An 18037-nucleotide genomic window follows, 5' to 3' on the forward strand; every position below is an offset into this window, starting at 1 on the left:
GACAGCACCATGCAAACCCGCGAAGACATCTTCAACACCCTGCGCGACGCCCTGGTCGAACTGTTCGAACTGGACCCGGCCAGCATCAGCCTGGAGTCGAACCTGTATCAAGACCTGGAAATCGACAGCATCGACGCCGTCGACCTGATCGATCACATCAAGCGCCAGACCGGCAAGAAAATCGCCGCCGACGAGTTCAAGGCCGTGCGTACGGTCAATGACGTGGTCGAGGCGGTGTACCGCCTGGTCAACCCTGCGGCATGAAACGCCTGATCGGCCTCGGCCTGCTGCTGGCCGGTCTGCTGTACCCCTTTGCGGTGCATTTTGGCATGGCCCACTTTGCCCCCTGGCAGTTCGGCCTGCTGCTTGGCGGCCTGTGGCTGGCGCGCGCCTTGAGCGAACCGCGGCGGCCCGGCGGACACTGGATGGCCGTGGCGGCGATTGCCTTCTGCGCGTTGCTGGCGCTGTTCAACAGCCCGCAGCTGCTGCGTTGGTACCCGGTGCTGATCAGCGCTTTCATGCTTGGCCTGTTTGGCCTGAGCCTGAAATTCGGCCCGCCGGTGGTCGAGCGCCTGGCGCGGCTGCGTGAGCCGGAGTTGCCCGCCGTGGCAATTCACTACACGCGCCAGGTAACCAAGGTCTGGAGCCTGTTCTTCCTGGCCAACGGCCTGGTCGCCGCCGCCCTGACCCTGTGGGCGCCACTGAGCTGGTGGACCCTGTACAACGGCCTGATCGCCTACGGGCTGATGGGCCTGCTGTTTGCCATTGAATGGCTGATTAGACAACGCGTGCGAGGACGCTCATGAAATGGATTGCCCTTGAGCAACTGCTGCATCCGGCCAGCGCGCCGCGCCCGGTCAGCGTCGCCCCGGCGCTGGACCACGCGAGCTTGTGCCAGCAAGCCCTGCAACTGGCCGCAGGCCTTCAGCAGCGAGGTGTAAAGCGCATTGCCGTGCACCTGGAAGACGCCGCGCAACTGGCCGTCGCGCTGCTCGGGGCCTGGCGCGCCGGGGTGCAGGTGCTGCTGCCTGCCGACCTGCAAGCCCAGACCCGCCAGCGCTGGCTCGGCGAGGTCGAGCTGTGGCTGAGCGACCAAGCGCAGGACACCGCACTCGAGGCACTGTTGCAAGCGCCCCTGGCCGCCGCTGACCTGGACCTGGACAACTGCCAGCTGAGCCTGTGCACCTCCGGCTCCAGCGGCGAAGCCAAACGCATCGACAAGAGCCTGCGCCAGCTGGCCAATGAAGTGCAGGCCCTGGAACAGCTGTGGGGCAAGGACCTGGGCGCTGCCTGCATCATCGGCAGCGTCGCCACCCAGCACATCTACGGCCTGCTGTTTCGCGTGCTTTGGCCGCTGTGCGCCGGGCGCCCGTTCGTGCGCCGCCAGTTGCCCTTCCCCGAAGACCTGCAGCGCGCCAGCCGCGAGCACCCGGCCTTTGCCTGGGTCGCCAGCCCGGCGCTGCTCAAGCGCATGGGCGACAACCTCGACTGGCCAGCATTGAGTGCGGTACGCCGGGTGTTTTCCTCCGGCGGCGAACTGCCGGCCAGCGCCGCCCAGGCCTTGCACCAGCGCTTGCAGCAATGGCCGACGGAAATCCTTGGCAGCTCGGAAACCGGCGGCATCGCCTGGCGCCAGGGCGACAGCCTGTGGCAGCCATTTGCCGAGGTGCGCCTGAGCCAGAACCAGGACGGTGCGCTGCGCATTGAATCGCCTTACCTGCCACCCGGTCATATCGAACAAAGCGCCGATGCCGTCGAGTTCGCCGCTGACGGTCGCTTCCGCCTGCTCGGGCGCCTGGACCGCATCGTCAAACTGGAAGAAAAACGCATCTCCTTGCCGATGCTGGAACAGGCCCTGGTCGAGCACGTCTGGGTCGAGGAAGCGCGCCTGGCGGTGATCCAGGAAAACCGCGCCAGCCTTGGCGCCCTGCTGGTGCTCAGCGCCGCAGGCCTGTATGCCTTGCGCAACCAGGGCCGCCGTGCGGTCACCGAAGGCCTGCGCCAACACCTCAGCCAGCACTGCGAAGCCCTGGCCCTGCCCCGGCGCTGGCGACTACTGCGGCAACTGCCGTTCAACGCCCAGGGCAAACTGCCCCAGGCCGAACTCGAAGCCCTGCTGCTGGCACCACGGCCGAAAGGCCCGGACGTCCTGAGCCAGGCCGAGGTGGACGGCGAGCTACAGCTGCAACTGGCAGTGTCGGCGGACCTGGCCTATTTCAACGGTCACTTCCCGCAGACCCCGGTGCTGCCAGGCGTGGTCCAGGTCGACTGGGCGCTGGCCCTGGGACAACAATTGCTCGACCGGCCGCGCCAGTTCGCCGGCATGGAAGTGCTGAAATTCCAGCAACTGGTGCGCCCCGGCGACCCGCTGCAGCTAACCCTGCGTTTCGATGCCGAACGCAGCAAGCTCTACTTCGCCTACAGCAACGCCGGAGCGCCCTGCTCCAGCGGCCGCATCGTGCTGGAGGCCGTCGGTGAATAAGCCTTGTGCGGTGATCCCGGTGTACAACCACGAACTGGCGGTGCCGGCGGTGGTTGCCGACCTGCTCGCAGCCGGCCTGCCCTGCGTACTGGTCGATGACGCCAGCAGCCCGGCCTGCGCCACCGTGCTGCGCCAGCTGGCCGAGCACCAGCAGGTGTTCCTGGTACAGCTGAAGGTCAACCAGGGCAAGGGCGGCGCGGTCATGGCCGGCCTGCGCGAAGCCGCACGCCTGGGCTTCAGCCATGCCCTGCAGGTGGATGCCGACGGTCAGCATGACCTGGCCGATGTCAGCCACTTTCTCGAACAGTCGCAGGCGTATCCACAGGCGCTGATCTGCGGTTATCCACAGTACGACGCCAGCGTGCCCAAGGGCCGTCTGTATGCGCGCTACCTGACCCACGTATGGGTGTGGATCAACAGCCTGTCGCTGCAGATTCCCGATTCGATGTGCGGTTTTCGGGTCTACCCGCTGCCGCCGACCCTGGCGCTGATCGAGGCGGTGAACCTCGGCAAGCGCATGGACTTCGACCCGGAGATCCTCGTGCGCCTGGCCTGGCGCAACCAGCCGATGCGCTGGCTGCCCACCAAGGTGCATTACCCGGCCGACGGCCTCTCGCACTTTCGCCTGTTCCACGACAACGCATTGATCTCGAAGATGCACACCAAGCTGTTCTTCGGCATGTTGCTGCGCGCCCCGGCCATCCTCTGGCGGCGGTGGCAGGCATGAGCAACGGCGAACAACACTGGGCCGAACACCAGGAACGTGGCAGCTTCTGGCTGATGAAGCTGACCGCCCTGGGCATCAAGCTGCTCGGTCGGCGCCTGCTCAGCCCGGTGCTGTATGGCATCGTCCTGTACTTCTTCGTGTTTGGCCGCCGTGCCCGGCAGAGTATCTGGCAATACCAGCAGCGCCTGGCCGACTGGAGCGGGCAAGCCAGCCTGCGCCCCAGCCACACGCGGGTGTTCGGCCAGTTCATGGCCTTCGCCGATGCCCTGCTGGACAAGCTCGACGTATGGAACGGCAAGCTGCGCCTGGAACAGATCGAGATCGTCGACCCCGGGCAGTTGCGCGGCCAGCTGCGCGCCGAGCGCGGACAGATGCTGGTGGGGGCGCACCTGGGCAATCTTGAAGTCTGCCGCGCCCTGGCCGAGCTTGGCGAGCAGGTGACCATGAACGTGCTGGTGCACACCAAGCACGCCGAACGCTTCAATCGCCTGCTCGGTGAATCGGGTGCGACCAACCTGCGGCTGATCCAGGTCAGCGAGCTGGACCCGGCGATCATGCTGCAACTGAGCCAGCGCCTGGACCGCGGCGAATGGCTGGCGATTGCCGGCGACCGCGTGCCGCTGCATGGCGCGCGTACGGTCGAGGCGGATTTCCTCGGCCACCGCGCCGCCTTCCCGCAGGGCCCGTGGCTGCTGGCCGGGCTGCTCAAGTGCCGGCTCAACCTGTTCTTCTGCCTCAAGCAGCAAGGCCGCTACCAGGTGCTCCTCGAACCCTTCGCCGAGGCCATCGAGTGGCGCCGCGGCCAGCGCGATCAGGTGATCGCCGACTGGGCCGGGCGCTACGCCGAACGCCTGGGCCACTATTGCCTGCAAGCGCCGCAGCAATGGTTCAATTTCTACCCTTTCTGGAAGACCGATGACGATGCATCCGCATAAGCCCGTGACCTTCGGCGCGCTGCCGTTGGCAATCGAAGACGTCCTCGCCCTGGCCCACCGCCAGGCCGAAACCCGCCTGCAGGACGACAGCGACTACCGCGCGCGGATTGCCCGTGGCGCGCAGTTCCTCGACTCGCTGCTGGACAAGGAAGGGGTGATCTACGGGGTGACCACCGGCTACGGTGACTCGTGCGTGGTGGCGGTGCCACTGGAGCATGTCGAGGCCCTGCCCAAGCACCTGTACACCTTCCATGGCTGCGGCCTCGGCCAGTTGCTCGATGCGCCATCCACCCGCGCCGTACTGGCCGCCCGCTTGCAGTCGCTGTGCCATGGTGTGTCCGGCGTGCGCGTCGAGTTGCTGGAGCGCCTGCAGGCGTTTCTTGCCCACGACATCCTGCCGCTGATTCCCCAGGAAGGCTCGGTCGGTGCCAGCGGCGACCTGACGCCACTGTCCTACGTGGCCGCGACCCTGTCGGGCGAGCGCGAAGTCATGTACCGCGGCGAGCGCCGCAGCGCTGCTGACGTACACCGCGAACTGGGCTGGCAGCCGCTGGTGCTGCGGCCCAAGGAAGCCCTGGCGCTGATGAACGGCACCGCGGTGATGACCGGCCTGGCCTGCCTGGCGTTCGCCCGCGCCGATTACCTGCTCAAACTCGCCACACGGATCACCGCGCTGAACGTGGTCGCCCTGCAAGGCAACCCGGAACACTTCGACGAGCGCCTGTTCGCCGCCAAGCCGCATCCGGGGCAAATGCAGGTGGCTGCCTGGTTGCGCCATGACCTGGCCATTGACGCGCCGACCGCGCCGCTGCATCGCCTGCAGGACCGCTACTCGCTGCGCTGCGCGCCGCATGTGCTGGGCGTGTTAGCCGACAGCCTGGGCTGGCTGCGCGGCTTTATCGAGACCGAACTGAACAGCGCCAACGACAACCCGATCATCGACGCCGAAGCCGAACGCGTACTACACGGCGGCCACTTCTACGGCGGCCATATCGCCTTCGCCATGGACAGCCTGAAGAACCTGGTGGCCAACGTCGCCGACCTGCTCGACCGCCAGCTCGCCTTGCTGGTCGACACGCGCTACAACCACGGTCTGCCGAGCAACCTGTCGGGCGCCAGCGCCGAGCGGGCGATGCTCAACCACGGCTTCAAGGCCGTGCAGATCGGCGCCAGCGCCTGGACCGCCGAAGCCCTGAAAAACACCATGCCGGCCAGCGTGTTCTCGCGCTCCACCGAATGCCACAACCAGGACAAGGTGAGCATGGGCACCATCGCCGCCCGCGATGCCCTGCGCACGCTCGAACTGACCGAACAGGTTGCCGCCGCGACCTTGCTGGCGGCCAACCAGGGCGTCTGGCTGCGCAGCCGCGAAGCCGATGCCCGTGACCTGCCACCGGCCCTGGCCGAGATGCACAGTGCGCTGCTCGAAGACTTCGCCCCGGTGATCGAGGACCGCGCCCTGGAAGGCGACCTGCGCCTGTGCCTGAGCCGAATTGCCGAACAACACTGGAGGCTGCATGCGTAGTCAGGGAGTGCTGCACGTCGATACCGAAGTGCTGGTGCCGTTCTTCGATGTCGACAGCATGCTGGTGGTCTGGCACGGCCACTACGTCAAGTATCTGGAAGTAGCGCGCTGCGCGCTGCTCGACCGCCTCGAACACAACTACCTGCAGATGCAGGCCTCCGGCTTCGCCTGGCCGGTGATCGACCTGCAGTTGCGCTATATGCGTGGCGCCACCTTTGGCCAGCGCCTGAACGTGCGTGCCAGCCTGGTGGAGTGGGAGAACCGCCTGAAGATCAACTACCTGATCAGCGACGCCGCCACCGGCGAACGCATGACCCGCGCCAGTTCCGTGCAGGTCGCGGTCGAAATCGCCAGTGGCGAGATGCAACTGGCCTCGCCGCAGGTGATGCTCGACGCCGTGAACAAGGTGCTCAAATGAACACGCTGCTGCGTAGCCTGCTGTGCATCGGCCTGCTTGCCAGCTGCACCCTGGCTCAGGCCTTTGGCCTCGATGACCTGAGCAAGCAATTGGGCGAGCCTGCAGTCATCAAGGGCCCGTTCATCCAGGAAAAACACCTGCGCGCCCTGACGCAGCCGTTGCTCAGCAAGGGCCAGTTCGTCCTGGCCCGTGACCACGGCCTGCTCTGGCTGCTGCAAACACCGCTCAAGCAGGACTACCGCCTCAACGCCCAGGGCATCGCCCGCCGCGACCCGTCCGGTTGGCAGATGCTGCCGGGCAAGAGCGCCGGCGCCGAGCAGAACCGCCTGTTCTTCGCCGTGCTGCAAGGCGACAGCAGCGGCCTGCAGCGTGACTTCGAGCTGAGCCTGCAAGGCGATGCCAAGCACTGGCAATTGCGCCTGACCCCGCGTTCGCTGCTGCTCAAACAGGTGTTCAAGCAGATCGATATCGACGGCGGGCGCTACGTCGAACGCATCCAGCTGCTGGAAACCCAGGGCGACAGCACGGTACTGCGCATGCCATCGAGCAGCAGCGCCAGCCTGACCGACACGGAGCGCCGCGATTTTGCCGAGTGAGCGCCTGTTGCCACGGCTGTTTTTGCTGCTGCTGATCGCTGTGCTGGCCCTGGCCGGCTGGCAGTGGCACCGCGCTGCACCCTTGTCTGCCGACCTGATGACGCTGGTGCCCGGCGCCACCCAGGACCCGCTGGTGCAACGCGCCGAGCAGCGCATGCAAGAGCCGCTGAACCGCGAGATGCTGGTACTGGTCGGCCACCCCCAGCGTGACCAGGCCATTGCCCTGGCCCAGCGCCTGGCGGAACAATGGCAGGCCAGTGGCTTGTTCGAGAAGGTCCAATGGAGCCTGCAGACTGACCTGCAAGCACTGCGTGAACAGTTGCTGCAAGGGCGCCTGGCGATGCTCTCGCGCGCTGACCGCAGCAGCCTGATCGACAATCCGCAAGGCTTTATCGAGCAGCGCGTACAGAACCTCTACGACCCCTTTGCCGGCTTCAGCCTGGTGCCCAGCCAGGACGACTGGCTGGGCCTGACCGGGCGCATCCAGAACAGCCAGCCACGCCCTGCCGCAGTACAGCTGGACACCGCCAGCGGCGCGCTGGTGGCCGAAGCGGACGGGCAGAACTGGGTACTGCTGCGTGCCCGCACCCTGGGTAATGCGTTCGATATGCAACTGCCCCTGCAAGTCGCCGACCTGCTCGCCAGCGGCCGGGTTGAAGCCGGGCACAACGGTGCCCGCCTGCTGGCCGCCAGTGGTTTGCTGTACGCCGCCAACGGCCAGCGCCAGGCCAGCCAGGAAATCACCTGGGTCGGCGGCGGCGCCACGGTTGGCATCCTGTTGCTGCTCCTGCTGGCGTTCCGCCGTTGGCGCATTCTTCTGGCCTTCGTTCCGGTACTGGTCGGCATGTTGTTCGGCGCGGTGGCCTGCGTGGCGCTGTTCGGCCAGATGCACGTGATGACCCTGGTACTCGGCTCAAGCCTGATCGGCGTGGCCGTCGACTACCCGCTGCACTATCTGTCCAAGAGCTGGAGCCTGCGCCCCTGGCAGGCCTGGCCGGCCTTGCGGCTGACCTTGCCGGGCCTGAGCCTGAGCCTGGCCACCAGTTGCATCGGCTACCTGGCCCTGGCCTTCACGCCGTTCCCGGCCCTGACCCAGATCGCAGTGTTTTCCGCCGCGGGCCTGATCGGCGCCTACCTCAGTGCCGTGTGCCTGCTGCCGGCACTGCTCAAGGGCATCGACCTGCAGCCGGCGCAGTGGCCGCTGCGCATTGCCCAATGGCTGGTGGATCTGCGTGAGAAACTACTGAGCAAGATTCCCAGCCCGGTGTTGCTCGGTTTGCTGATCCTGTTCTGCGCTGCCGGTCTATGGCAGCTGGACAGCCGCAACGACATCCGTCAGTGGGTCGGCAGCCCGCCGCAACTGCTCGAAGAAGCCCAGGCTGTGGCACGTATCACGGGCTACCAGCCGACCAGCCAGTTCTACCTGGTTCGCGGCGCCGACCAGACGCAGTTGCTGGGTCGCCTGCAAGCGCTGAGCACGCGGCTCGATGAACTGGTCGAAACCGACAAGCTCAAGGGCTACATGGCCCTCAGCCAACTGGTCGCCAGCCCTGGCGAACAAGAACAGGTACGCGATGCACTCGGCAAGCTGCCGCTGCAACCGCTGTTGGCCCTGGGCGTGCCGCAAAGCGCGCTACAGGCCGAACTGACACAACTGCAGGCACTGGCTGCCCTGGACATCGATCACGCCCTCAGCGGCCCGCTAGGCGAGCCATGGCGCACCTTGTGGCTGGGCACCGACGCTCAGGGCGTGGCCGCCATCGTCAGCCTGCAAGGCTTGAACGATCCGGCGTTGCTGCGCCTGCAAGCCGACGACCTTGAAGGCGTGCAACTGGTGGACCGCCTCGGCGACCTCAACCGGGTGTTCGCTGCCACCCAGGTCAGTGCTGCAGAGCTCAAGCTGTTGTCGTGCGCGCTGATCGTGGTGCTGTTGATCCTGCCGTTTGGCCTCGGCGGTGCCCTGCGCATCGTCGCCCTGCCATTGCTCGCCGCGCTCTGCAGCCTGGCTTGCCTCGGCTGGCTGGGCCAGCCGCTGACCCTGTTCAGCCTGTTCGGCCTGCTGCTGGTCACCGCCATCAGCGTCGACTACGCGATCCTCATGCACGAGCAGATCGGCGGCGCCGCCGTCAGCCTGCTCGGCACCCTGCTCGCGGCGACCACCACCTGGCTGTCGTTCGGCCTGCTGGCGGTGTCGAGTACCCCGGCGGTGAGCAACTTTGGCCTGGCAGTCAGCCTCGGCCTGGCCTTCAGTTTTGTCCTGGCGCCCTGGGCTGCCACCGGCCACAAGGAACAGGCGGCATGAGTATCGTGTTGTTCTGGGTCCTGGCCCTGGCACTGTTCTGGATCGCCAGTGAGCTCGGCCGGCGCCTGGGGCTGATCCCGATTGTCAGCCAGTTGCTGCTGGCGACCCTCGGCCTGCCGCTGCTGATGCTATTCTGGGTCGAGCCGCACTGGCAGCTCAGTGGCGCCGCGCTGGTGGCGCCGTCCTGGCTGAAAACCCTGTATGGCCTGAGTTTCGCCCTGCTGCTGGGGCATATTCTGGCTGACGTGGTGGAGCTGAAATTCGACCGTCAGAGCCTGAAGATCGCCCTGCCCAGCTTCTTCGTGCCCTTCGCCTGTGGCCTGGCCTGCGGCGCGTTGTTGCTGCCCGAACAGCCCTGGCTGACCACCCTGGCCCTCGGCCTGGTGTTTGCCATCACCGCCATCCCGGTGCTCTACCTGTACCTGCGCAACATCGACTACCCACCCGCCGCAACCCGCCGGCTGATGCAGTCGGCGATCCTCATCGACCTGACCTGCTGGCTGCTGTTCGGCCTGGGCAAGGGCAGCCTCGAACCCGTGAGCCTGTTGCTGCCACTGCTCGGTGCCTGCCTGCCGTTACCACTGTATGCCCTCGGTGTGCGTCGGCCCTGGGTCTACAGCCTGGGCTTTTTCGGCCTGCTGTTCGTCGCCGAGCACTACCGGCTCAACGCGCTGATCTTCGGCATCGGCTACCTGTGCTGCCTGGCCTGGCTCAAGTTGCCGCTGCGCATGCCGTTATCGGAGCTGTGGATAAAACGCCTGCAGAACGGTGTGGCGATCCCGCTGATCCTGACCTTCGGCATCATCCAGATCGATATCCACAACGTGCTGCAGGGCTTCGATGCCATCCAGTTGAGTGCCCTGCTGCTGTTGCCGATCGTCAGCAAGCTGCTCGGCAACTGGCTGGGCCTGTGCTGGGCGACGCCGTCGTTCGCCGGCGCGAGCAAATGGCGGGAAAGCCTGCTGCTCAATATTCGCGGCTTGAGCGAGATCGTCTTTCTCAACCTGCTGCTGCAACAACAGTTGATCAGCCCGGCGCTGTACTTCGCGCTGATGCTGATGAGCCTGGTCGCCACGCTGATGCCCGCGCTGGCCGGCCTGCACCGGATTCCATTGAAGACTGCCCAACCGGCAAGGAGGCCTTATGCCGAACACTGAACTGCAACAACGGCAGGTATTGATTATCGGCGCCGGCCCGTCCGGCGCCATCGCCGGGGCCTTGCTCAAGCGCAACGGCCACGACGTGCTGATCATCGAGCGCCAGCGCTTCCCGCGTTTTTCCATCGGCGAGAGCCTGTTGTCGCACTGCATCGACTTCGTCGAGGAAGCCGGCATGCTCCCGGCCCTCGAAGCGGCAGGCTTCCAGCGCAAGAACGGCGCGGCCTTCGCCTGGGGCGATGAGTACAGCGCCTTTGATTTCGGCGACACCTTCAGCAATGGCAAGCCGAGCACCTTCCAGGTCCAGCGCGCCCAGTTTGACCAGTTGCTGGCCGACCAGGCGGCAGCCCAGGGCGTGGAAATCCGCTACGAAGAAGAGATCATCGCCGCCGACTTCGAGCGCCCGCGCCCACAGGTCCGCGTGCGTCGCCTGGATGGCAGCGAGTACCGTGTCGAAGCCGAATTTGTCCTCGATGCCAGCGGTTATGGCCGCGTGCTGCCGCGCCTGCTGGACCTCGAAGCACCGTCGAATTTCCCGGTGCGCCAAGCGGTGTTCACCCACATCGAAGACCGCATCGACCACCCGGCTTTCGACCGGGAAAAGATCCTCATCACCACCCACCCGCAGCACCGTGATATCTGGTTCTGGACCATTCCGTTCAGCAATGGCCGCTGCTCCCTGGGGGTGGTCGCCGCCGCCGAGCACTTTGCCGCCGCGCCGGCCGACCTGGATGCCTGCCTGAAGGACTTCGTCGCCCAGACGCCAAGCCTGGCCAAGGTGCTGGCCAATGCCGCATGGGACACTCCGGCGCGGACCATCGGCGGCTATTCGGCCAACGTCAAGACCCTGCATGGCCCGGGCTTTGCCCTGCTCGGCAACGCCGCCGAATTCCTCGACCCGGTGTTCTCCTCCGGGGTGACCATTGCCATGCGTTCGGCGAGCATGGCCGCCGACGTGCTGCACCGTCAGTTGCAGGGCGAAAGCGTCGACTGGCAGAGCGAGTTCGCCGAGCCGCTCAAGCGCGGCGTCGACACCTTCCGCGCCTACGTTGAAGGCTGGTACAACGGCAGCTTCCAGGACGTCATTTACCACCCGGCCAGCTCGCCGGAAATCCGCGCAATGATCAGCTCGATCCTTGCCGGTTACGCCTGGGACCAGCGCAACCCGTTCGTCAGCGAGCCCAAGCGGCGCCTGCGCATGCTCGCCGAAGTCTGTGCCAGGACGCCGGCATGAGGTTCCTCAGCGACAGCTACGTCGAGGAGACCCGCTTCGGCTTCTGGTTCCTGCGCAGCCACACCTGGCAGCACCATGTGCTGCGGGTAGCGATCAACGATCTGCGCCGGCTGTTCGACCAGGCACCACCCAGCGCACCCGTGCTGCTCGATGCCGGCTGCGGCCAGGGCAAGTCGTTCCAGTACCTGCAGCAGGTGTTCGCCCCCGGCCGGTTGCTGGGCACCGACGCCGACCCGCACAGCCTCGAGCTGAGCCAGGCCGAAGCCGGGCGCCTGGGCCTGAATGTCGAACTGCGCGGCAGTGACTGCGCGGCGTTGCAGTTTGCCGACAACAGCGTCGATATCCTTTTCTGCCACCAGACCTTCCACCACCTGGTCGAGCAGGAACAGGCCCTGGCCGAGTTCTACCGGGTACTCAAGCCCGGTGGCTACCTGCTGTTCGCCGAGTCCACCGAAGCCTATATCGACACCTGGGTGATCCGCTGGCTGTTCCGCCACCCCATGCACGTGCAGAAAAGTGCCGAACAGTACCTGCAGATGCTCCGCGACCAGGGCTTCGAATTCGGCGCGCAGAATGTTTCCTACCCGTACCTGTGGTGGAGCCGTTCCAGCGACTTCGGCCTGCTCGAACGCTTTGGCCTGCGCAAGCCGCCACCGGTCGGCCAGCGCGAAGAAACCCTGGTCAACGTGGTTGCCCGTAAACCTTTGAAGCCAGCCGAGCCGAGTGCATGAAACGCCTGTTGCTGATCCTCGCCTTCGCCCTGTTGAGCGCCTGCGCCAGCCGTGCGCCGCTGCCCGCGCAGTTGCCGCCGCTGACGCTGCCGATGCAGCTGCACATCCAGCGCGAACAGGCAGGAGAAAGTCAGGACTGGCTGCTGGTGATCCAGCGCGAGAACGCCAGCCTGCGCTGGTCGTTGCTGGACTTGCTGGGTATTCCGCAAGCCCGGCAGTTGCTCAACGACGGTCAGTGGCAAGCCGATGGCCTGCTGCCGCCCAACCCGGGCGCCCGTGAATTGTTCGCCGCCCTGCTGTTCGCCCTGACCCCGGCCGGGCAGCTGCAAGCGCTCTACCCCGGTGCCCACCAGCAAGGCCAGCAGCGCTGGCTGGGTGAGCGCTGGCGCGTCGACTACCGACAAGCCGACGACTTCACCTTGAACCTGGGCCAGGGCCTGCGTTATCTAGTCAGCCCACTGCCCAGCGAGAACACGCCATGACCGCTTACCTCAATGCCCTGGGCCTGGTCTGTGCCCTGGGGCGCGGCCAGGCCGAAGTCGCCCGCAAGCTGTTTGCCGGCGACTGCTCGGGGATGCGCGTGGAAGACGGCTGGGTGCCGGACCGCAGCCTGCCGGTGGCGGGCGTGCAAGGCGAGCTGCCTGAGTTGCCAGCCGAGATGCAGGCCCATCACAGCCGCAACAACCAGTTGCTGTACGACGCCTGCCTGCAGATCGGCGCCCCGATCGAAGCGGCCATCGCCCGCTTTGGCCGCCAGCGCATCGGCATCGTCCTGGGCACCAGCACCTCGGGCATCAAGGAAGCCAGCGACGACATCGCTCACTACCTGCGCGAACACGCGTTTCCGGCCAGCTACGACTATGCCCAGCAGGAGCTCAGCGCCCCGGCCAATTTCCTCGCCGACTGGCTGCAACTGAGCGGCCCGGCCTATGTGATCTCCACTGCCTGCACCTCCAGTGCCCGGGCCTTGATGAGTGCCCGCCGCCTGCTTGATCTCGACATGTGCGATGCGGTGATCTGCGGCGGTGTCGACAGCCTGTGCAAGCTGACCCTCAACGGTTTCAGCGCCCTGGAAGCGGTCAGCGCCGAGCGCTGCAACCCGTTTTCGGTCAACCGCAACGGCATCAACATCGGTGAAGCTGCGGTGGTGTTTCTGATGACCCGTGAAGCCCACGCTGAAGGCAACAACATTGCCCTGCTCGGCGCCGGCGCCAGCTCCGATGCGCATCACATCTCGGCGCCCGAACCCGGCGGCAAAGGCGCCTTGCAGGCCATGCGCAAGGCACTGGACAATGCCGGCCTGCAACCAGCACAGATCGATTACCTGAACCTGCACGGCACCGCCACCCGCCACAACGACGCCATGGAAAGCCTGGCCGTGCATGAGTTGTTCGGCAGCCAGTTGGCCTGCTCGTCGAGCAAGCCCATGACCGGCCATACTTTGGGTGCGGCCGGCGCTCTGGAAGCAGCGTTCTGCTGGTTGAGCCTGGCCGCCGACAATGCCGAAGGGCGCTTGCCGCCGCATGTCTGGGATGGCGTGGATGACCCACAGCTACCGGCCCTGAAGCTGGTCGATGCCAGCCAACGCCTGCCGGCCCGAGGCCCGCGGCGCCTGATGAGCAACTCGTTCGCCTTCGGCGGCAACAACGTCAGCCTGATTCTCGGAGACACCCCATGATCACCTGGCCACTGGCCGAACTGCTGCCTCATGCCGGCGACATGATCCTCATCGATCAGGTCGAGTCGTTCGATGAAGAGCAGATCCACACTCAACTGACCGTGCGCCCCGGCGGCCTGTTCAACCGCGCCGACGGCAGCCTGCCGGCCTGGGTCGGCATCGAGCTGATGGCCCAGAGCGTCGCCGCCTACGCCGGTTGTCGCGCGCGCCAGCAAGGCCGGCCGGTGGAGCTGGGCTTTTTGCTCGGCACGCGCAAATTCGAATGCAATGTCGAACATTTCCCTGCCGGCGCCCACTTGCGCATCCATGCCCTGCGGTCGCTCGAAGACGACAACGGCATGGGCGTGTTCGAGTGTCACCTGCGCGGCCCGGGCATCCATGCCATGGCCCGCTTGAACGTTTTTCGCCCGCCGCAAGTTGCCAGCTACCTGGCCGAAGCGGGCCCAGAGGAGTCCCCCCATGACTGACACCATCCTGGTCACCGGTTCCAGCCGTGGCATTGGCCGGGCCATCGCCCTGCGCCTGGCCCGGGCCGGTTTCGACCTGGTCCTGCATTGCCGAAGCGGCCGCAGTGAAGCCGACGCCGTTGCAGAAGAAGTCCGGGGCCTGGGCCAGCAAGCCCGCGTGCTGCAATTCGACGTTGCCGATCGCGCTGCCTGCGCGACCATCCTCACCGATGACGTGGAAACCCACGGTGCCTACTATGGCGTGGTCTGCAACGCCGGCCTGACCCGCGACGGCGCCTTCCCGGCGCTCACCGAAGAGGACTGGGACCAGGTGCTACGAACCAACCTCGATGGCTTCTACAACGTCCTGCACCCGCTGATGATGCCGATGATCCGCCGACGCAAAGCGGGGCGCATCGTTTGCATCACTTCGGTATCGGGAATGATCGGCAACCGTGGCCAGGTCAATTACAGCGCTTCCAAGGCCGGGGTGATCGGCGCCGCCAAGGCTCTGGCAATCGAGCTGGGCAAGCGCAAGATCACCGTCAACTGCGTGGCCCCTGGGTTGATCGATACCGCCATGCTCGACGAGCACGTGCCGGTCGATGAGCTGCTGAAGATGATCCCGGCACAGCGCATGGGCACCCCGGAAGAAGTCGCCGGCGCGGTGAATTTCCTCATGTCGGCCGAAGCCGCCTACATCACCCGCCAGGTGCTGGCAGTCAACGGAGGCCTGTGCTGATGAAACGTGTGGTCGTCACCGGCATGGCCGGTATCACTTCGCTGGGCAGCGACTGGCAGACCATTGCCGGCAACTTCGCCAGCAACCGCAGCGGCATTCGCCGCATGGACGAATGGGACCGTTTCGAGGAGCTCAACACGCGCCTGGCCGGCCCCATCGATGACTTCAAGGTGCCGAGCGGCTGGACCCGCAAGCAACTGCGCAGCATGGGCCGGGTCTCGCGCCTGGCCGTGGCGGCCGCGCAGAACGCCCTGCGCGATGCCGGCCTGCTCGACGACCCGTCGATCCGCGACGGGCGCATGGGCGTGGCCTGCGGCTCGTCCACCGGCAGCACCGACGAGATCAAGGCGTTCGGCAACATGCTGCTCAACTCGGTGGCCGAAGGCCTCAATGCCAACTCCTATGTGCGGATGATGCCGCACACCACCGCGGCCAACATCAGCATTTTCTTCGGCCTTACCGGGCGCCTGATCCCCACTTCGAGCGCCTGTACCAGCGGCAGCCAGGGCATCGGCTATGCCTATGAAGCGATCAAGTTCGGCCGCCTGCCGTTGATGCTCGCCGGCGGCGCCGAAGAGCTGTGCCCGACCGAAGCCATGGTCTTCGACGCACTGTACGCCACCAGCCTCAAAAACCATGCCCCCCACACCAGCCCGAGCCCCTATGACAGTGGCCGCGACGGCCTGGTGATCGGTGAAGGCGGCGGCATGCTGGTGCTCGAAGAGCTCGAACACGCCCTGGCCCGTGGCGCGCACATCTACGCCGAGATCGTCGGCTTTGGCAGCAATGCCGACGGCCAGCACACCACCCGTCCGGAGCAGGCAACCATGCGCCGGGCCATGGAGCTGGCGCTGGAAGACGCCAGCCTCGCGCCGGCTGCCATCGGTTACGTGAACGGCCACGGCACCGCCACCGAGCAGGGCGACATCGCCGAAACCCTGGCCACCAGCAGCCTGTTCGGCCCGCGCATGCCGATCAGCTCGCAAAAAAGCTTCCTCGGCCACACCCTCGGTGCTTGCGGCGCGCTGGAGTCCTGGTTCAGCATCGAGATGATGAACAGCGACCGCTATGTGCACACCCTCAACCTGGAGCACATCGACCCGCGCTGTGGCGAGCTGGACTACCTGTGCGGCGAGTTTCGCAGCATGAGTCACGACTATGTGATGAACAACAACTTTGCCTTTGGCGGGGTCAACACCTCGCTGATTTTCCGTCGCTGGAACTGAACTGAAACCTGCTGGAGAGAAAGGAATGTCTTCATTGATTCGCGCCGCTGTCCTCGGCCTGGCCCTGGCGGGCCTCGCTGGCTGTACCTCGAAACCGGTACTGACCCCGCAAGAGCAACTGGTGGTTGGCCACAACTACAGCCAGGAGCAGGTACAGCAGGCCATCCTCAAGGCCGTGGCCGAGCGTGGCTGGACCGCCCGCAAGATCAGCCCGAACCTGATCCAGGCCGACATCCTGGTGCGCAACACCTTCTACGCCGCCGTCGACATCCGCTACAGCGTCAGCAACTTTCGCATCAATTACCGCGACAGCCGCGAGCTGGGCTACAACAACGGCAAGATTCACCGCAACTACAACCGTTGGGTGAACAACCTCGACAAAAGCATCCTGCAAGAGCTGAACAGGATGGAAGCGCAAAACATCATGCAACGCGCCATCAACGAACAGCATTCGAACACTGTTAAATAATCAAGGAACGACCCGATGCGCCTGAAAACCTGGACCGCCACCGCCACTCTGCTGCTCTGCGCCCTGCCCGGCCTCAGCCAGGCCCGTGACACCACCCACTACCTGCCGTTCGAGAAAGTCGTGGCGCAGATGACCGCCGAGAACAAGCTCGACGGTTCGGTGAAGTTCTACCTGGCCGGCGTGCAGCCCAAGGGCAAGGTCACCGTAGTCAGCCCGGCGGCGGTCACCAACAAGAAGACCAACGCCTTCAACAAGACTGACGAAGCGGCCTGTGAATGGGCCCTGCAATCGGCGCTGCTGACCATGCAGGACGCCGCGCGCAAGGTTGGCGCCAACGCCGTGACCAACATCAGCAGCTACTACAAGCGCAACGAGCGCAAGGACGCCACCACCTACGAATGCCATGCCGGTGCGGTCATGGCTGGCGTTGCGCTGAAGGGCGACCTGGCCAAGGTCCAGTAACTCAGCTGCGTTCCAGGGCCTGCCGGGTCAACAGCTCGGCAAAGGCCCTGGCCATCGCTGACGGCGCATCGCGGCGCTGCACAAGCCACACGGCCGTCACCGCGTCGTCGTCGAGCAAGGTCCGGTACACCACCCCGTCGATACGCATGCGCTGGAACGAGGCCGGCAACACCGATACCCCCAGCCCCGCCGCCACCAGGCCGATGATGGTCATCGCCTCCCCCGCCTCCTGGGCAAAATGCGGACTGAACCCGGCCTGACGCGCCAGGCTCAGCAACTGCGCGTGCAAGCCGCTGCCATAGCTGCGCGGAAAGAACACGAACGGCTCGTGGGCCAGGGCCGCCATGCGCACCCCGGCTTCGCTACTTTGCGCCAACGGGTGAGCGGCATTGATCACTGCCACCAGTGGTTCGCGAAACAGCTCGACAGCATTCAGGCTCTCGGGCAACGCCAGCGGCCGCATCAGGCCGACTTCGATCGACTCGTCGAGCAAGGCATCGGCCACGTCGCGGCTGCTCATCTCCTTGAGGTTCAGGTGCACCGCCGGGAAGCGTTGGCGAAAGGCGTGAATGGCCTTGGGGATGCTCGAATTGAACGGCGCCGATGAGGTGAAGCCGATCTTCATCTCGCCCAGCTCACCCAGTTGCGCACGTCGGGCGACATCGGCAGCCTTGTCGACTTGCGCCAGCACCAGCCGTGCCTCTTCGAGGAACAGGCGCCCGGCCTCGCTGAGCTCGACCCGACGATTGGTACGCTCGAACAAGCGTGCCCCCAGCTCCTGTTCCAGGGCCTGGATCTGCTGGCTCAACGGCGGTTGGGAGATCCCCAGGTTCTGCGCCGCCCGGCCAAAATGCAGCTCTTCGGCGACGGCGATGAAGTAGCGCAGGTGACGCAATTCCATGGCAGC

20 protein-coding genes are annotated in these 18037 nt (G+C 65.7%); 19 read left to right on the forward strand and 1 reads right to left on the reverse strand.

The window, feature by feature from the left end; translation table 11 throughout:
- Window positions 1–9: 9 nt before the first annotated feature.
- The 19 genes from ABM562_RS21600 to ABM562_RS21690 are packed head-to-tail and all read left to right on the forward strand — an operon-like array spanning window position 10 to window position 17130.
- A complete protein-coding gene (locus ABM562_RS21600; protein ID WP_115089345.1) occupies window positions 10–264 on the forward strand; it encodes an acyl carrier protein in 255 nt (84 codons plus the stop codon).
- Window positions 261–806 carry a COG4648 family protein gene (locus tag ABM562_RS21605; protein WP_115089347.1) on the forward strand — a complete coding sequence of 182 codons (546 nt, stop codon included), beginning with the start codon at window positions 261–263 and terminating at the stop codon, window positions 804–806. Before ABM562_RS21600 ends, ABM562_RS21605 begins: the two co-directional genes overlap by 4 nt.
- The gene (locus tag ABM562_RS21610; protein WP_115089349.1) at window positions 803–2482 is read left to right on the forward strand and encodes an acyl-CoA synthetase family protein; all 1680 of its coding nucleotides are present in this window, start codon (window positions 803–805) and stop codon (window positions 2480–2482) included. Before ABM562_RS21605 ends, ABM562_RS21610 begins: the two co-directional genes overlap by 4 nt.
- Window positions 2475–3209 carry a glycosyltransferase family 2 protein gene (locus ABM562_RS21615; RefSeq protein WP_115089352.1) on the forward strand — a complete coding sequence of 245 codons (735 nt, stop codon included), beginning with the start codon at window positions 2475–2477 and terminating at the stop codon, window positions 3207–3209. The genes ABM562_RS21610 and ABM562_RS21615 overlap by 8 nt, the downstream gene beginning before the upstream one ends.
- On the forward strand, window positions 3206–4144 hold the full coding sequence (locus tag ABM562_RS21620) for an LpxL/LpxP family acyltransferase (RefSeq protein WP_115089354.1): 939 nt from the start codon (window positions 3206–3208) through the stop codon (window positions 4142–4144). The genes ABM562_RS21615 and ABM562_RS21620 overlap by 4 nt, the downstream gene beginning before the upstream one ends.
- On the forward strand, window positions 4125–5669 hold the full coding sequence (locus ABM562_RS21625; RefSeq protein ID WP_115089356.1) for an HAL/PAL/TAL family ammonia-lyase: 1545 nt from the start codon (window positions 4125–4127) through the stop codon (window positions 5667–5669). The genes ABM562_RS21620 and ABM562_RS21625 overlap by 20 nt, the downstream gene beginning before the upstream one ends.
- Window positions 5662–6087 carry an acyl-CoA thioesterase gene (locus tag ABM562_RS21630; RefSeq protein ID WP_115089357.1) on the forward strand — a complete coding sequence of 142 codons (426 nt, stop codon included), beginning with the start codon at window positions 5662–5664 and terminating at the stop codon, window positions 6085–6087. The genes ABM562_RS21625 and ABM562_RS21630 overlap by 8 nt, the downstream gene beginning before the upstream one ends.
- Window positions 6084–6683: an outer membrane lipoprotein carrier protein LolA gene (locus ABM562_RS21635; RefSeq protein WP_115089358.1), complete on the forward strand. Its 600-nt coding sequence runs from the start codon at window positions 6084–6086 to the stop codon at window positions 6681–6683. The genes ABM562_RS21630 and ABM562_RS21635 overlap by 4 nt, the downstream gene beginning before the upstream one ends.
- A complete protein-coding gene (locus ABM562_RS21640) occupies window positions 6673–8985 on the forward strand; it encodes an MMPL family transporter (protein WP_115089359.1) in 2313 nt (770 codons plus the stop codon). The genes ABM562_RS21635 and ABM562_RS21640 overlap by 11 nt, the downstream gene beginning before the upstream one ends.
- Complete coding sequence (locus ABM562_RS21645; RefSeq protein ID WP_115089360.1) at window positions 8982–10142, forward strand: sodium:proton antiporter; 1161 nt, start codon at window positions 8982–8984, stop codon at window positions 10140–10142. The genes ABM562_RS21640 and ABM562_RS21645 overlap by 4 nt, the downstream gene beginning before the upstream one ends.
- Window positions 10129–11376: an NAD(P)/FAD-dependent oxidoreductase gene (locus tag ABM562_RS21650; protein WP_460423287.1), complete on the forward strand. Its 1248-nt coding sequence runs from the start codon at window positions 10129–10131 to the stop codon at window positions 11374–11376. The genes ABM562_RS21645 and ABM562_RS21650 overlap by 14 nt, the downstream gene beginning before the upstream one ends.
- Complete coding sequence (locus tag ABM562_RS21655; RefSeq protein WP_115089362.1) at window positions 11373–12107, forward strand: class I SAM-dependent methyltransferase; 735 nt, start codon at window positions 11373–11375, stop codon at window positions 12105–12107. The genes ABM562_RS21650 and ABM562_RS21655 overlap by 4 nt, the downstream gene beginning before the upstream one ends.
- Window positions 12104–12589, forward strand: a complete 486-nt coding sequence (locus tag ABM562_RS21660) for a hypothetical protein (protein WP_460423289.1) — start codon at window positions 12104–12106, stop codon at window positions 12587–12589. The genes ABM562_RS21655 and ABM562_RS21660 overlap by 4 nt, the downstream gene beginning before the upstream one ends.
- Window positions 12586–13785 (forward strand): beta-ketoacyl-[acyl-carrier-protein] synthase family protein, encoded by a 1200-nt coding sequence (locus tag ABM562_RS21665; protein ID WP_258578658.1) that lies wholly within the window; start codon window positions 12586–12588, stop codon window positions 13783–13785. The genes ABM562_RS21660 and ABM562_RS21665 overlap by 4 nt, the downstream gene beginning before the upstream one ends.
- Window positions 13782–14252 (forward strand): hotdog family protein, encoded by a 471-nt coding sequence (locus ABM562_RS21670; RefSeq protein WP_115089365.1) that lies wholly within the window; start codon window positions 13782–13784, stop codon window positions 14250–14252. The genes ABM562_RS21665 and ABM562_RS21670 overlap by 4 nt, the downstream gene beginning before the upstream one ends.
- On the forward strand, window positions 14245–14973 hold the full coding sequence (gene fabG / locus ABM562_RS21675; RefSeq protein ID WP_460423292.1) for a 3-oxoacyl-ACP reductase FabG: 729 nt from the start codon (window positions 14245–14247) through the stop codon (window positions 14971–14973). The genes ABM562_RS21670 and fabG overlap by 8 nt, the downstream gene beginning before the upstream one ends.
- Window positions 14973–16199 carry a beta-ketoacyl-ACP synthase gene (locus tag ABM562_RS21680; RefSeq protein WP_115089367.1) on the forward strand — a complete coding sequence of 409 codons (1227 nt, stop codon included), beginning with the start codon at window positions 14973–14975 and terminating at the stop codon, window positions 16197–16199. Before fabG ends, ABM562_RS21680 begins: the two co-directional genes overlap by 1 nt.
- A gap of 25 nt (window positions 16200–16224) precedes the next feature.
- A complete protein-coding gene (locus ABM562_RS21685; protein WP_115089369.1) occupies window positions 16225–16668 on the forward strand; it encodes a hypothetical protein in 444 nt (147 codons plus the stop codon).
- A gap of 15 nt (window positions 16669–16683) precedes the next feature.
- Entirely contained in the window at window positions 16684–17130 is a 447-nt protein-coding gene (locus ABM562_RS21690; RefSeq protein WP_115089371.1) for an excinuclease, read from the forward strand.
- Window position 17131: 1 nt separating this feature from the next.
- Here ABM562_RS21690 and ABM562_RS21695 read toward each other — a convergent pair whose 3' ends face one another.
- Window positions 17132–18031 carry a LysR family transcriptional regulator gene (locus ABM562_RS21695; RefSeq protein WP_115089373.1) on the reverse strand — a complete coding sequence of 300 codons (900 nt, stop codon included), beginning with the start codon at window positions 18029–18031 and terminating at the stop codon, window positions 17132–17134.
- Between the last annotated feature and the right edge of the window lie 6 nt (window positions 18032–18037).

Source organism: Pseudomonas sp. ZL2 (assembly GCF_054788455.1).